Origin of the sequence: Belliella alkalica (assembly GCF_022549785.1) — a bacterium.
Taxonomy (GTDB): domain Bacteria; phylum Bacteroidota; class Bacteroidia; order Cytophagales; family Cyclobacteriaceae; genus Belliella; species Belliella alkalica.
This window is the reverse complement of record NZ_JAKZGO010000002.1, coordinates 271,846-286,842: the sequence shown is the minus strand read 5'-3', so window position 1 is coordinate 286,842 and position 14,997 is coordinate 271,846. Positions and strand designations below refer to the sequence as shown.

Genomic DNA, 14,997 nt, shown 5'->3' with positions numbered 1-14,997 from the left:
AACTTAATCAAGCAATCTCTATTAAGAAACCCATTCTCTCAACTTTCCAACATTTAAACTTCTTAATAATCTCCAATTTTCAAATCTTCCCAATCTTTAAATTCATCAATTTTCAACCTCTACCAGCTCGACATGCTTCCAAAAGCTTGGGTAAGACTTATTGACTACTTCGGGGTCTTCGATGATCACATTGGTTTTGGTCATGAGTGGCATAAATGCCATAGCCATCCTGTGGTCATCGTAAGTATGGATCTGAACTTCATTTGGAATCTCTACAGATGGTATCAAGGTAAATACTTCGTTCTCCCCTTCTACCAATTGGGCATTGAATTTAGCCAATTCTTGTTGCAAGGCATAAATCCTATCTGTTTCTTTGATCCGCAAACTTTCAAGACCTGAAAAATCTACTTTTTGCCCCAAAATAGCACATGTCACCGCAACTGTCTGTGCCAAATCTGGACAATGGGTAAAATCCCAAGATTTCAAGCCTTTCACCTCTTTTTTGGTAAGCTGGATTCCACCTTCCACAAACTCACTTTTCACCCCGAGATGATCCATGATTTGGACAATTTTCGAATCTCCCTGCAAACTATCTTTCTTTAGTCCTTTCAAAAACAAAGAACCACTCTCAGCACATGCCAACAAACTAAACCAATAACTTGCACCTGACCAATCAGACTCGACTGCAAAAGCTGTAGAATGGTATTTTTGGGATCTAACCTTGATTACATTTTCTTCCCAAGTATAGGCAACTCCGAATTGCTTCATCAATTCCAAAGTCATCTCAATATATGTCACAGACCCAACTTTTCCTGTAAGTTCGAGAGACAAGCCATTTGGCAAGAGTGGTGCAATCATCAAAAGTGCCGAAATATACTGACTACTGACATCTCCCCTGATGCTGATTTGATCTACCAACTGACCCTTGAATCCATGAATGGCCAATGGTGGGTAACCTTCTTTGTTCATATAATGAATGTCAGCACCAAGTTCACGCAAAGCATCCACCAAAATCCCAATAGGTCGCTCACACATCCTTGCGGTTCCTGTCATCACTTTATTTTGGTTGGTGACAGCAGCAAATGCAGTCAAAAAACGCATGGTAGTCCCTGCATCCAAGACATCAAATACCGGTGGGTTGGTTTTGAGAAGCCTAATCATTGTTTGGGTATCTCTTGCTTCTGCAAGATTTGATATTTCATTTTCCCCATCTGTCAAAGCATCAATGATCAATACCCTATTGCTTTCACTTTTGGAAGAAGGCAATGGGATCTCAGTTGATGGGAAACTGGGGATTTGTTTGAGGTAAATCGTATTCATTAGGTTTGAGTGGCTTTATTCACATTACTAAGTAATGCACGGTTAGTTTTTCAGGGAGATATAATAAGCAATCGCTTCTTCGATTTCATTTAGCTTGATATGAATATTGTATTCACAATAGCCTGTTTTTTTCAGGAGTGAAAAATTGATCACATCACCTTCATTCTTCTTGTCTTGGGCACAAAGCGCTATTATCTGCGAAATATCTTCATTTGGAAAATCAAAATATCCATAGATTTTCAATAGCATTTCAGTGATTTTATCCAAATCCTCTTGTGGCAAACCCATTCTTCTGTAAGAAAGATATGCTTCAGTAACCATACCTATCGCTATGGCTTCACCATGCAAAAGATGTCTTTCAGAATCTAAGTAAAAAGACTCAAAAGCATGTCCTATGGTATGACCAAAATTGAGGATTTTTCTGAGACCTGCTTCTTTCGGGTCTTTTTCAACTACAGATTTTTTGATACTGACCGACTTCTCAATGATCGTTTTCCAATCCTGATTTTCCCAATCGGTAGATTTAAGCGTGGAAAAATAATCCGCATTCTGAATCAATCCATGTTTGATGACTTCAGCATATCCTGATCTCAGCTCTTCATGTGGAAGAGAAGGTAGAAATTCATCCGAAATTAACACCGCCAAAGGTTCGGTAAAAACACCTATATGGTTTTTGAAGCCGTTGAAATCAATTCCAAGCTTTCCTCCTACACTGGCATCTACTTGGGAAAGTAGTGTGGTGGGAATATTGATAAACCTTACACCTCTTTTGTAAGTGCTGGCGCAAAATCCGCCCATATCTCCACATACTCCTCCACCCAAATTGATAATCAAGGCTTTTCTGTCAAATCCACAATCAGTCATCCACTGCCAAATAGCAGAACAGGTGGTGAGGTTTTTGTTCACCTCGCCTGCTTCAAAAGCAAATTGTTGATGATTGGGGATCTTGTTGCTGATAAGAGGATAGCAATGAACCTGTGTGTTGCTATCCATGATCAAACCTAATTGAGAAAAATCCTGCCGGCTGATATAACCGGCAAGATCTTCTGCTATTGCACTTGAAAATATGATTGATTCCAATTTTTCTAAGTTATTATTTGACTCGAAATTACGAAAAGGATGAAAAAGGTTAAAAGGTTTAAAAGTTGAAAGGTTTAAAAGTTATTGGAAAAGTTGATTTCTATTAAAAACCAAACTTTCCAACTTTACAACCTTCTAACTTTCCAACTATTTCTTAACAGGATCCGCTTCCCTTAACTGTTTTTCTTGTCTTTTTACTGATTCTTCATGGATGCAATAAAGCAATTCTTTCATGAATTTTTCGCTCAGATTTTTCTTTACTCCTTTTTCAGTACGTGATTCCATTACAAATTTCCATCTGTCTGATTGAAATACTGTCAGGTTTTGCTCTCTTTTATAAGCACCAATTTGGTCGATTAGTGAGAATCTTTCCTGAAGGATATCCAACAATTGATCATCCAAATGATCTATAGCAGTTCTCAAATCATTCAAACGCTCTCCAGGATTTTCTTTTCCGCCAGTTTGTTTGAAGTCTATTTGAGACAAAATCTGCTTCAATCCGGCAGGTGTAACTTGCTGCTTTGCATCAGACCATGCATTGTCAGGATCATGGTGTGTCTCGATCATCAAGCCATCCAATCCGAAATTGATTGCTCTCTGTGCAGTTTCCAAAATCCCTGCTCTGTTGCCAACAATATGGCTAGGGTCATTGATCACTTCCATCCCTTTCCACTCTCTCTTCAAATGGATTGGCATAGACCAATTTGGCTTGTTTCTGAATCTCTTATCATATGAGTCAGAGAATCCTCTGTGGATAGCCGCAAGCTTGTTGATTCCTACTGCTTGCAATCTTTCCAAAGCTCCCAACCATAACTGTAGATCAGGGTTCATTGGGTTTTTGACCATTACTGGAATATCTACACCTTTCAATGCATCAGCAATTTCCTGCACTGCAAATGGATTTACGGTAGTTCTTGCACCGATCCAAAGTACATCTACTTTGTGTTTCAAAGCCAATTCCACGTGAGCTGCATTTCCAACTTCTGTAGTGATTGGGATGTTTAGGTGATTTCTCACGATTTCCATCCACTTCAATCCATCCTCGCCAATCCCTTCGAAACTTCCAGGTCTAGTTCTTGGTTTCCAAATCCCTGCACGGAAAATGTGAGGAACCATGTTTTCTTTCTTCATATCCAAACAGACTTTTTCTATCTGTTCAGGTGTTTCTGCGCTACAAGGTCCTGCGATGATCACGTGACCATTTAGTCCTAGTCCCCAGTCTTTTGTTTGTAAGTGATTTTCCATGAGTTTGATTGGTTTGAATAAAAAAAGCCCGATTCTTTCGAATCGGGCTTTTGTGTATGTATGAATGTTTATTTTTTAACTAGACAATACGCAGCTCCGATTCGACTTTTGTGACGAAAGTAAAAGTAAAAGAAGCTAAAATATATTACGACTGCGATTAACATGTCCCAAATGTAAAGGCTCATTTTTTAAAAACAAATTAATTTTTCAATATTTTTTTATCATTTATGTAATTGGAAGTGAATGTATTGCTTTTTCGGAAAATAGAGACATATTTTCACTGATTGACAGAATTATGTTTGGAGCTTTATTTTGTCCATTTTTAAAGTTAGAACCAAAAAGAAGCTAGAAACGAGAGACGAGATGCAAGAGACCTGTATTGTGAAAAAAGAACCTTCCAGTTTTCAAACTATTTAGTTTTAAAAAATCAACGAAACCTGAAAGGTTTATTGATTACTACTAACTCCACCGTTTTTAGAATAATATTGATTCCAAGGTTATGTTTATTTGAATCAATTACAAATTATTGTTATTCAGTTTTTTAACGTAACTAACTTATGGCTTTTGAGTATATTTATATGAATACAAAATTTAAAAACACTAACACAAAATTAAACAATAGAAAAATGGAAAAGGTATGTTCAAATTGCAATTACTGGGAAACAGAAGCACCAGTAGTAGCTCAAAAAGAAAATTACGGTGAATGCAATAAATTAAGCCACATTGAATCCAAAATGGATCCGGATTTTATCATTCCAGTTCTCAACGATGGAAGACCTCTTGATGCCAATGCAAAGTCAATAGAATTCATCACAGGAGCAAATTTTGGTTGCAATCAATTTGCAAGTGCATAAAATTGGAAACAAGAACGAGAAGAAAGGTAAAAGGTGAGAAATCAGCCTTGCATACCTTTCTTCTTTTAATTTTATCAAAAAAATATCTAAGACTTTTCCAGAGTAAAGTGACCACATTTTATGATCAACCTATTTGTTTTTTAATAAAAAAAGAAGCCCAAATGAGCTTCTCTTTTTCAAATCAATAAACCATACAATCAATATTATTTGACCAAAGCATACTCTAAGCTTGGTCTTCCCCTTTCTCCTCCTGATGTTAGGGATAGGAATCTTAATTTATAATGATTCCCATTTTTATCTTTGATGATGTAGTATCTATCATTTCTGATATTTGGTTCTGAATTTGGACCTCCACCAGATCGCCAGTTTGATCCCAATACCAGCCTGTTTTCACTGTCCAATTCCAATCCTGACAACTCTGCGACAGAAAATGAATCAAATGGAATATTGGCTTCCATAATCTGTATGGCAGAAACACCACCGTAAATATTGTGATAGGTAAGGTCTTGGAAAAAATACGCCAATCTCCCTTCAAATGCTTGAGGAAAAGGTGTTGAGGATGTTCCTGCTGTCCATACAAAGTCCCATTCGGATTTTTTTGGTTCCACCTCCACTTTCCCATTTTCAAAAGAAAAATAGACAAAATTGAAATCCTCATCTTTTGAGATTTGTACAGAGGTGATTTGGTTTGAATTGACTTCGGCATGCTCTATGATGTAAGCATTGTTAGATCTATAAATTTTGATCTTTTTCCATGGCTTGGACTCAGCGCCACTCTCACCTCTGTTGATTACAAATACTTTGGCACTTTGGGCTGAGGTCGCTGCTTGACCGAGTACATTGAACTCAGCTAAAGGGTTGGATGGATTGTCAACATACTTTATCCCATCAAGATTACTAAATGTAAGGTCAAGAGATCCAGCACTTCTCAATTCTTGCTCCAAGTCTGCTCCAACCTGAGCAAAATCTGTAAATTCCGTCTCGTAGGCCATCGCACCAGTCGTTCCATTGATCAATACATTAAACTCTGAACCGCTGTTGAAAGCCAAATCCCAAGAGTCTCGTCTGACTGCTGTCTGTACTTCCTTACTCAAATCAACAAAGGCCATGTTTGGAAAGGTACTTCCTCCTCCATTGATTTCTATAAATGCTTCTTCAACTGGAGGAACTTCGACGATGGGATCCTCATTTTCTGAACAAGAACTAAAACCTAGTCCCAAACTTGCCAAAACAAATGGCAATACGATGTAATTATACTTTTTCATGTGTTTATAATTTGTTTTTCAGAGGTCACATGGAATCTCGCATTGTTGAGAATCATCCCAGTGTGTGACGTTCTTCGTCATGCTTGATTTCATATTTTTTGTTTTTATTTAAATAGTTGGTAATTCATTCCAATAAAATAAGATCTGCCGTACCCTACAGGCCTACTTGCTCCACCCGAATGGGCGCTACCATCACCTGTATTGCTTTGTATATTTTTGATATCCAGAAGATTTCTCACTCCTACAGTGAAATCAAGATTTCCAAAAAGAGATTTTTTGAAAGTAAAATCCATCCAATGAAAACCGTCCATTTGAACAGCTCTTGCACCACTTTCACTTTCTGTATCCAACACAAAAGCAGGAAGTGCTCCAGTCCATTTGTAAAATACATTGAGATAACTGTCTGCAAATGGAAGGTAAATGCCAAGGTTGGAATTGATTTCCGTAGACCAAAGCATAGGCTCTAATGCTGGAATTTCACTACTGATTCTATTGAATCTTCCTATTCTTGACATGCCCAAATCAAGACTGCTTTTACCCAATAGAATCTTGTTTCTAATCATCAAGCCTCCAGTTTTGAACTCTTCCAAATTAAATAAACTGGTCAATCTGGGATCTTCAGGTGAGATTCCGTAGGTGATTTGATTTTTTACATCATTATAGAATCCGCTCAAAGAGCTTTCAACTTTCACTTTATCGGAGACCTTTCGATCCATAGCCAATGAGGTATTGAAACTATGGGAAGTCTCTGCCTTCAGGTCAGGATTGCCAATGATAGAATGGCTGGCATCAAAAAAGTTAAAGTAAAGCTCGCGAATAGAAGGCGCTCTGAAGCCTCTTGCATAACCAAATTTAAAATTAAGCGCATCGGTAATATTGAACCGTCCATTGACAGAGGGAATAATTGGAGGAGCTGTATATGCAGAATTGTATGTACTTCTGATTCCTGGTCGGATACTAAGCTTATCGGTAGGTTTCCACTCTGCACTGAGAAATGCCGCCAAATCTGCAATACCTTCATTTTCGCTAATCCTATCCCCTTGACCTTCTTCGTAGTTTAAATCAAGACCTCCGGAAAGTGCAAGTTTATTGGCGAGTTTCCAATAAGTAGTTGACCTGAAATTCAACCCCGAATATTGCAATTTAGCTTGGCTATCAGGACCCGTTGCAAGTCCTTGTTCACCGGTTCTGATATTTGTAAATTTTGTAATTGTCTCCCTAGTGTAATTTGTAAATCCGGCCTGAACAGATGTCTTTACATTCGGTGAGAATGTGTAAGTACCATTCAATCTATGCATCCATCTTTTGGTCAGAAACTCACTATCAATCACTTCAACCCTATTTTCAGGCCCATAACTTGTGATTGTCTCGTTGAGATAATCCAAGCTATAGTTTAGCTCTACATTATTGTTGTTAAAATTGACTTGAGTATTGGCCAAGTGCTGATTTCTGGGAAGCCAGGCAAATTGTCTTCCTATATTTTCACCTTTCCAACCACCAAAAGCATTGTTGGTGTACCCTAAACCAAAACTCCACTTTTCAGAAAGCCCCCATTGCGACTGAATACTTCGGATATGATTTCCCTTGCCTTGAGCAAACTGATAATCACTCCCGACTGATTCCTCTTGGATTCTGGCATTGAGCAAAAATTTGGATGTCTCTGGTCTCTTGGTGATGATATTAATGACTCCTGCCAACGCATCTGCGCCATATACTACCGACATAGGCCCTTCGACAATTTCAATTCTTTCTATTTGATTTACATCGATTTGATTGATATTGATTTCATTGTTTACACCTTGCCTTCCTACCATTGGAACTCCGTCTATCAAGACTTTGATATTCTGTCCAGCCATCCCCATCATCTCAAGATTACTACTTCCGATTGCATTGTCTTGACTGAATCTAATCCCTAGTTCAGTATTTAATACTTCCTGTATGTTGCCAGCCGCTCGATTTTTGATGATATCTTTAGAAATAGTTCTTACTTGATAGACTGATTGCTTTGCACTTTGGGGATCTATATATCCAGTTACGACGACCTCAGTGAGCTCAGTGGTATTTGGCGAGAGTTGAACTTTTATGATGGATGTTGAGTCATTTATATCCATGACACTTGTTTCATATCCGATAGCACTAACCCTAATCTTTTGATTTTTGAGTGTATCAGGAATTGAAAAATGTCCTTCTTCATCTGCGACAACTCCACTATCTTGGCTCCAAGTAATGGAAGCAAAAGGTATAGATTTCCCATCTATATCCTTTACTACTCCCTTTCGGTCTGCCAAAACCGAAAAATTGACTACAAGTAGAAATAGAAGAATAATGACATTAATTTTATTAAGATCAATTCTAAACATATGTTTAAATTTTTTTGCAGGCAGGAATTTCAATCCTGCCTGCAGGTAGAACTATAAGCTATCTATCAAATCCTTCCATGCTGCCAACTGCGGCAAACCAGGTTTTCTAAGACCGAAGAATTGTGCTATCATCTCTCCATCATGGTCAAAAAGCTCCAAGGAAGAGACCAACCCATCTTCAGTGTTTTTGTGAACAACGAATGTGTGGGCAATCAAATCTTCGTTTAGGTGCATGTTGAATTGTGGATCCAGTACATTAAGCCAACTGCCCATTTGCCTGATCGTCCTTACTTTACCCTGATGAATCTGGATGTTTCCTTTATTTCCTGCAAAAATCATAATTGGCATCTGTGTTCTGGATGCCACTTCCAAAATTTTGCTAGGAGCAAACTTATCCACTTCATAAGCCCATTTATCATCGATCCACTTGATCGCATCCAATCTATGGACTTTGTATTTTCTCAACATCCCAAAGAAGTCATGCGTATCTTTCATACTTTCCCAGTCTTTGGTAAATGCATCCATATCGATGGATTTTGCATATTCTGCTACTGGAAATTTCTCGATCTCCAAATCTCCAGATTGGTCATCTGCTAGGTAGTGGTTTACCAAGTTTTGAAAAGCTTCAAGGTTTGAGTCTTCTTGAAGGTAAATTTTGAGGATGGCTGCTCCTTCTTTGTCAAAAAACTGAAAGCTCCTCATCACTCCCCTTGGAGATTCTGATTCTACTGCAAAACCAAATTTCCATGCACTGAAAAATATCCTTTGCTCGATCGGGCCTATTACTGTACCAACTTGATGGGTTGGACTTCCTTCAATGTTGATTTTCTGAAAATTCCCTTTATGCTCCAACACACAGCCATTGCTTCTACAGAGAGACATCACTTTGCCAAGTTTCTTGAATTCAAAAAGCAAAGAAGTCCATTCAGGTTTCAGCCTGATTACCCCATTGCCAATATTGGTTGCCAAAAGTTCTGCCTCTGAAACACCAAGTTTCTCAGCAGCATCTCTGATCCTCAATTTTGGATTATCTGACACCAACTTTTGCCAGTCGTTTTTCAATGTATTTTTTCGATCTAAAGTTGAAGTTTCCATATATTATTGTGCTTGTTTTATGGTATGATTGATATAATGATAAGGAAGGCTATGAACCATAACCCCCATGCCAGTTTCGTGATTTTTCACTTGTATTGGATAGCCAAATAGTTTTTCCAAGTTTTTGCTATTATAGACCTCAGACAAGTTTCCCTGAAATGCAACACTCCCTGCTTTCATCATGATGACCTGATCGGCATAATTTGCAACCAAACCCAAATCATGCAAGACTGCCAAAACACCTATATTGCGATCTTTCAGGTCATTGAGCATTGCCAATACAAGATGTTGCAATGACACATCCATGCTAGAGATAGGTTCATCCAGAAGGAGATATCTTGGAAATGGCTGATTTTTCCAGATTTGTATCAAAACCCTAGCGAGCTGTACCCTTTGTTTTTCGCCACCTGAAAGGAGACTATATTTTCTATCTCTCAGGTGCCAAATTTGCAAGCGCTCCATTACGTCCTGAATATCTTGTTGGGAAATCTCCCTGGGTGCATTTAAAGACCCAAGTTCGACAACCTCCCATGCAGAAAATGGAAAAGAGAGGACTGTATGCTGAGGCATGACGGCACGAATCTGTGCCAGTTCCTGACTTTTGTACTTTTGGATTAGGCGGCCATTATAGAGTATATTCCCACGGCTGCATGTAAGATCTCCAGACAAAAGCTTGAAAAGTGTGGATTTCCCAGCTCCATTTGGCCCAATAATCGCAGTAAACTGTCCCGGAAATAGCTTGACACTTGCCTCGCCGATGATTGGCTTATCACTGATACAGAAGTGTATATTTATTCCTTGTAGCATATCAATAATTTATTTTCTTGAAATTCAGAATTAGATAAATGAAAAATGGTGCTCCCAAAAGCGCAGTGATTATTCCAATGGGAAGTTCTGCAGGACGCACTATATTTCTTGCCAATAGATCCGCTCCTGAGAGCAAAATCGCCCCAAGAAGAAATGAACCTGGCAATACCAGACGGTGATCTGCTCCAAAACCTAATCGGATCAAATGTGGAACTACCAAACCCACAAATCCAATTGTACCACTCATAGAAACAGCAGTCCCAACAATCAATGCCGAGGACAGGAAAAGTGTATATTTCACTTTTTGGATATTGACACCAATATGGTAAGCCTCATTTTCTCCCAAAGCCATCGCATTCAGTTCTGGATACAATTTGAGAATCATCCCAATAGCAGGAATAATCAGCAATGAACCAATACCAAGCTTTGACCAATTGCTACCTCCTAAATCACCCAAACTCCAAAAAGTAAAGTTTCTCAACGCGGCATCATCTGCATAAAATAATACCAATCCAATCAAGGCACCCATCAAAGCATTGATTGCAACACCTGCAAGGATCAATACAGAAATATCAGTTTTACCCGAATTACTTGCAATTTTGTACACACACATCGTCACCAACAAGCCACCCAAAAAAGCAAACAAAGGCAGCCCAATTAATGAAAACAAAGGGCTCATAACAATCAAACTCGATCCAAATACAATAAACAAAACCGCAAAGAATGCTCCACCAGCACTTACTCCTATCAATCCCGGCTCCACCAATGGATTTCTGAACAAGCCCTGCAATGCAGCACCAGCCAAGCCCAATCCACCACCGATGAGCATCGCCATCAGAATTCTTGGCATTCGGATATTCAACAAAACTTGCGCTTGTGCATCAGTGAATACATGTGAATCAATTCCCAATTGGCTCTTGAAGATCCCAATGACAGCATCTACAGGAATATGAAATGCACCAAAAGAAGCAGATAGCAACACAATCACTGATAAAATCAGCAAAAGCATCAGCATGACTGCATTTTGATTGCGCAGCTTTGAAGTCCTGATATCTGATTGAAGGGTTTTCATTTTTGATAGACAGCTTTTGCGATTTCCAATGCAACCTCGGCTACCCTTGGACCAAAGCCTGAGAGCAAAAGTCCATCATAAGCCAAGATTTGATCTTTTTGGAATGCCGTAGTTTGTTCTATTCCTCTGATTTTTCTCAATCCTTCTTTTCCTCCCAATGAAGCCAAACCGGAATCAAACAATAGAATATAATCAGGGTTGAATTTGGTCAATGCTTCCGGAGTAAGTGGAATGAAATCTTTGAAACCCAAAAGAGGTGACTCTAAGCCAGAAAGTGAAATGATCGAAGGTGCAAAAGTTTCATCGCCACCCACAAAAATCATGTCTTCTCCCCTAGCCATGATAAATAGCATGCTTGGCTTGTCCCCTTGGTTTTGCGCCAAATAAGTCTCAAGTTGATCAAGGTCATTTTTCAACTTTGATATGATCGATTCACCTTGTTCTTTGGCATCGAGATAAGTCGAAAGGTCTGTAATCAGCTGGATGGTTCCATCGACAGTAGTCGGTTTTTCAAAAAACCTTATTTCAACACCTGTAGATTTCAATTGTGCTACTACATCTGGAGAAAGGTAATCTTCTTCTGCCAAGATCATGTCAGGTGACAAAGAAAGAATCCCTTCTGTTTTGATCTGGTTTCTGTATCCAATAGAAGGTAATGATTTCATGGATTCTGGATAGGTCGAAGTGATGTCGGTGGCTATTATCGACGCCCCAAAACCCAACTCGTGAACAATCTCAGTGACTGTTCCTCCTGCGGTTATGATTTTCTTGCTTTCAGATTCCTGATTTTGTTGAGGAGAGGAACAAGCTCCAATTATGAACAATAGAAAAAGGAAATTTACTTTCATTTATTTAGATTGATTTTAAATAACATGACAAATGTCGCTATATTTAGATTAAATCCAAATAAAGATTAATTGATTTTTTCTATTAAAACAAAATTCTAATTACTTGATTATCACAATGGAAATTTGATAGATTTTATAAATTTGAAATAAATAGATAAACCAAAAAAGAAATCAATGCTCCACATGGTAGTGTCAAAACCCACGACAATAAAATATGCTTGAGTACTTTAAAATCAACCGACTTGTTGGCAATTCCCATTCCTGAAATCGCACCAACAGAAACATGCGTAGTAGAGACAGGCAATCCAAACAAAGATGCTGAAATCACGAAAAAACTTGTAATCAGATTGGAAATAAATCCTTGTTGACGACTCATCAAGGAAATTTTATCTCCCATAGTTCTTGAGATCTTTCTAGAATGAAGCAAACCTCCCACAGCCATTAGGATAGCGATTAATAATAGCCCTTGATAAACTTGAAGCCAAGGTATTAGAATCAATAGAGCTACAATTTTAGGTGTATCATTCAATCCTCTAGCAAAACATACTGTTCCTGAACTCAAAAAATGAAGTGAATCGATGGTTTTTGAAGAATTAAAGGTCACTCCATTTTGCAAATTATTTTTTTGACAATCCTGTATGTTGGCAAACGTTAATTGTTTGGAATCAAAAAAATAATTCCTTGGACCAGATTCTAAGGCTATTTTTGAATCGGTGATGCAAATACAATTTTTATCACGAGAAGAGAGAAGGCTTTGTGCTTTTATCAATACTGCAGAACAAAATGCTGAGAGTACTGGACTGAGAATTAAAGGTATCAAAAACACTCCCAAAAGTAATTCAAACTTGACATCACCTCCTGATACAATAAAGCCTGTTCCAAATAGCGCTCCTACCATTGCATGAGTACTTGAAATTGGCATTCCGATTTTGGTAGCAACAAATACAGTCATCGCTGCTCCTACTGCTACTGATACAGCAAATGAGGGGTCATTGACAAACACATCAGGGACAAGCCCCTTACCTGAAAAATTCTTAACCAAAGCTGCTGCCAAGAAAATAGAAGCTATAGAACCCATTAAGGTTGTAGCAGTGGCCCAAGCTACTGCAGTTTTGTAGCTCACTTGCCTGCTTCCATATAGTGTGGCAACACCTTTGAAATTATCATTTGCCCCATTACTATAAGCAAAGAAAGCGACAGCTAAAATTAAAACAATATAAACCATGTATAAATTACGCAGATTGAAAGCTCCTTAGATGTGCCTTTATTTGATCAAGATACAAAATTTAAAATCATCGACAGTTGACAATCGATAGCATTGAAGTTAGGGTATATATCTAATTAGAGAAAAGCCTGATTTAGCTTAGATACGATATTAATTGATATTGGATATTGATAGATATTAGATATTAATTGATATTGATCTAAATCAAACATTAACACCAGGATTATAAGCTACTGGAAAAGAAGTAGATAATCATATTATTTAAACACTCCTTTGTTATTTTACCTTCAACAACATCGAGAATTTATCTTCATATAAAATCTCTGTATCCAATGATATCCCAAAATGCTCAAGCCGTCTCAAGGAAGCTGCAACAACATCGTTGGGATAAAGCAAAAATGCTGGCTTGCTAACGATAATGTAATCAGCGTAAATCTGCGGAAGCTGCATAGCTGCTAAAAAATTAGGACTAAAATGCCCTTCCCAAGTAAATTCCGAATTCAGATCGGTCAGAGAGGCAAAGTAAATAGCATCATCCACTAATACCCTCCCTTTTTCCTGATCTTTTAATGAAGAAGAAAGGTTCTTGAGAGAAGTAAAATGTTCATTATCATTTTTTTCAATCACAGATTGATAATAAAGCCTTTCGTTATAGTTGACAGAATATTTGAAATAAATAACTTCCAAAAAAATCAAAATAAAAGGAATAATAAAACCTAGTACTATTTTAAATGGTTTTTCTACTTTTTCTTTATCATGATTGTAAAACACCACGGCAAGACCAATTGCTGTAATCAAAGATAAAACATTTAGATTGAGGTTATCAATTCTATTTTCTGCAATTTCAGAAAAACAGTAAAGTATCCCTAACAAAATAAGGGCGTTTTTGGCAACGGATCCTTCAAAATCAAAAAGATTAAAAACTATCAAACAAGAAACTAGCGCCAAAGGAATGATAAATGAACGTGTATTTTCTGCTATTACATTCCAAATGTAGTTATCTTCATACAGCAAAGGATAAAGAGTGGAATAGCTACTCCACTGATCCCCTACTCCATCCATGAAATATAAAAAACTACCTGCAAAGATCTTATTGATAACTAAATAAATCAAAATAGTCATCAAAGGAATAAATGCTACTATGAATATTGATGAAAAGAAGCCGGTGAAAAATTTCCTACGCTGAGAACCATTGCTGAAGATAATGGATGCACGGTAGTAGAAATTGCCACTTATTCCTTTTGCTTTGGAGAAATTCACAAAAAAGAAAACAGGAATCAATAGCAGAAGAAATTTGAGCAATTCTAAATCAAACAATACAAAAACCCCTAGCAAAAGACTAAGCAGTGTTAGATGAAAGACTGAATAAGATTTACTATACTTAAACAATAAAGTGAAAAACACAAAATAGAATATAAGATACAATGCAGTACTTCCTCCAGAAACACCTGAATAAATGATTATTGGACTGAGAAGAACATAAATCAAAAATACTTTTATACTCAATTTTCTCTTTAATCCTTTCAAAAAAAGGTGGTTTGTTAGTCCTCCTATTATAATTGCATTTAGAATATAGGTACTTTGGCTTTGCTTTATAAATGATATTAACAAGGATCCCAAAAATAATATTATTGGTTTGGTAAAGAAAAATGTCCTAAGAAATCCTTCTTCATATCTAGAAATCAAAACTGTTTTATATTCTATGAAATATGCCTCTAGGTTATAAAAGCCTCTACTTTGAAGCCAAAGACTCAGGAGGAAATAAGCTGAAGAAAACAACAGCCAGCAAATTGCATATATGATCGATTGCTTTTTCATATCCAACC

The 14,997-nt window shown here is 37.5% G+C and carries 12 protein-coding genes; 1 reads left to right on the top strand and 11 read right to left on the bottom strand.

Annotated elements, in window-relative coordinates:
* Positions 1 to 105: 105 nt before the first annotated feature.
* From MM213_RS03395 to MM213_RS03385, 3 genes are all read right to left on the bottom strand, one after another.
* Positions 106 to 1,320 carry a 3-phosphoshikimate 1-carboxyvinyltransferase gene (locus tag MM213_RS03395; RefSeq protein ID WP_241410100.1) on the bottom strand — a complete coding sequence of 405 codons (1,215 nt, stop codon included), beginning with the start codon at positions 1,318 to 1,320 and terminating at the stop codon, positions 106 to 108.
* Positions 1,321 to 1,362: 42 nt separating this feature from the next.
* The gene (gene aroB, locus MM213_RS03390) at positions 1,363 to 2,400 is read right to left on the bottom strand and encodes a 3-dehydroquinate synthase (RefSeq protein ID WP_241410099.1); all 1,038 of its coding nucleotides are present in this window, start codon (positions 2,398 to 2,400) and stop codon (positions 1,363 to 1,365) included.
* Positions 2,401 to 2,547: 147 nt separating this feature from the next.
* The gene (locus MM213_RS03385) at positions 2,548 to 3,645 is read right to left on the bottom strand and encodes a chorismate mutase (RefSeq protein ID WP_241410098.1); all 1,098 of its coding nucleotides are present in this window, start codon (positions 3,643 to 3,645) and stop codon (positions 2,548 to 2,550) included.
* 626 nt (positions 3,646 to 4,271) lie between these two features.
* Here MM213_RS03385 and MM213_RS03380 point away from each other — a divergent pair.
* Positions 4,272 to 4,499, top strand: a complete 228-nt coding sequence (locus MM213_RS03380) for a hypothetical protein (protein WP_241410097.1) — start codon at positions 4,272 to 4,274, stop codon at positions 4,497 to 4,499.
* Positions 4,500 to 4,702: 203 nt separating this feature from the next.
* Here MM213_RS03380 and MM213_RS03375 read toward each other — a convergent pair whose 3' ends face one another.
* The 8 genes from MM213_RS03375 to MM213_RS03340 form a co-directional block, all read right to left on the bottom strand.
* Positions 4,703 to 5,764 (bottom strand): HmuY family protein, encoded by a 1,062-nt coding sequence (locus MM213_RS03375; RefSeq protein ID WP_241410096.1) that lies wholly within the window; start codon positions 5,762 to 5,764, stop codon positions 4,703 to 4,705.
* A gap of 104 nt (positions 5,765 to 5,868) precedes the next feature.
* Positions 5,869 to 8,124 carry a TonB-dependent receptor gene (locus MM213_RS03370; protein ID WP_241410095.1) on the bottom strand — a complete coding sequence of 752 codons (2,256 nt, stop codon included), beginning with the start codon at positions 8,122 to 8,124 and terminating at the stop codon, positions 5,869 to 5,871.
* A gap of 51 nt (positions 8,125 to 8,175) precedes the next feature.
* Positions 8,176 to 9,219, bottom strand: a complete 1,044-nt coding sequence (locus MM213_RS03365; RefSeq protein WP_241410094.1) for a hemin-degrading factor — start codon at positions 9,217 to 9,219, stop codon at positions 8,176 to 8,178.
* 3 nt (positions 9,220 to 9,222) lie between these two features.
* Positions 9,223 to 10,026, bottom strand: coding sequence for a heme ABC transporter ATP-binding protein (locus MM213_RS03360; protein WP_241410093.1), 804 nt, complete (start codon positions 10,024 to 10,026; stop codon positions 9,223 to 9,225).
* A 1-nt stretch (position 10,027) separates the two neighbouring features.
* Positions 10,028 to 11,098 carry a FecCD family ABC transporter permease gene (locus tag MM213_RS03355; protein WP_241410092.1) on the bottom strand — a complete coding sequence of 357 codons (1,071 nt, stop codon included), beginning with the start codon at positions 11,096 to 11,098 and terminating at the stop codon, positions 10,028 to 10,030.
* Positions 11,095 to 11,946: a heme/hemin ABC transporter substrate-binding protein gene (locus MM213_RS03350; protein ID WP_241410091.1), complete on the bottom strand. Its 852-nt coding sequence runs from the start codon at positions 11,944 to 11,946 to the stop codon at positions 11,095 to 11,097. Before MM213_RS03350 ends, MM213_RS03355 begins: the two co-directional genes overlap by 4 nt.
* Positions 11,947 to 12,079: 133 nt before the next feature.
* A complete protein-coding gene (locus MM213_RS03345; protein WP_241410090.1) occupies positions 12,080 to 13,171 on the bottom strand; it encodes an inorganic phosphate transporter in 1,092 nt (363 codons plus the stop codon).
* Between the two features lie 276 nt (positions 13,172 to 13,447).
* Positions 13,448 to 14,989 carry a hypothetical protein gene (locus MM213_RS03340; RefSeq protein WP_241410089.1) on the bottom strand — a complete coding sequence of 514 codons (1,542 nt, stop codon included), beginning with the start codon at positions 14,987 to 14,989 and terminating at the stop codon, positions 13,448 to 13,450.
* Positions 14,990 to 14,997 lie beyond the last annotated feature (8 nt).

Excerpts from the sequence above, each read along its gene's own strand:
- MM213_RS03340 (WP_241410089.1), bottom strand. The coding sequence starts at position 14,989 with ATGAAAAAGCAATCGATCATATATGCAATTTGCTGGCTGTTGTTTTCT.
- MM213_RS03355 (WP_241410092.1), bottom strand. The coding sequence starts at position 11,098 with ATGAAAACCCTTCAATCAGATATCAGGACTTCAAAGCTGCGCAATCAA.
- MM213_RS03385 (WP_241410098.1), bottom strand. The coding sequence starts at position 3,645 with ATGGAAAATCACTTACAAACAAAAGACTGGGGACTAGGACTAAATGGT.
- MM213_RS03345 (WP_241410090.1), bottom strand. The coding sequence starts at position 13,171 with ATGGTTTATATTGTTTTAATTTTAGCTGTCGCTTTCTTTGCTTATAGT.
- MM213_RS03370 (WP_241410095.1), bottom strand. The coding sequence starts at position 8,124 with ATGTTTAGAATTGATCTTAATAAAATTAATGTCATTATTCTTCTATTT.
- MM213_RS03395 (WP_241410100.1), bottom strand. The coding sequence starts at position 1,320 with ATGAATACGATTTACCTCAAACAAATCCCCAGTTTCCCATCAACTGAG.
- MM213_RS03380 (WP_241410097.1), top strand. The coding sequence starts at position 4,272 with ATGGAAAAGGTATGTTCAAATTGCAATTACTGGGAAACAGAAGCACCA.
- MM213_RS03350 (WP_241410091.1), bottom strand. The coding sequence starts at position 11,946 with ATGAAAGTAAATTTCCTTTTTCTATTGTTCATAATTGGAGCTTGTTCC.
- MM213_RS03375 (WP_241410096.1), bottom strand. The coding sequence starts at position 5,764 with ATGAAAAAGTATAATTACATCGTATTGCCATTTGTTTTGGCAAGTTTG.
- MM213_RS03365 (WP_241410094.1), bottom strand. The coding sequence starts at position 9,219 with ATGGAAACTTCAACTTTAGATCGAAAAAATACATTGAAAAACGACTGG.
- MM213_RS03360 (WP_241410093.1), bottom strand. The coding sequence starts at position 10,026 with ATGCTACAAGGAATAAATATACACTTCTGTATCAGTGATAAGCCAATC.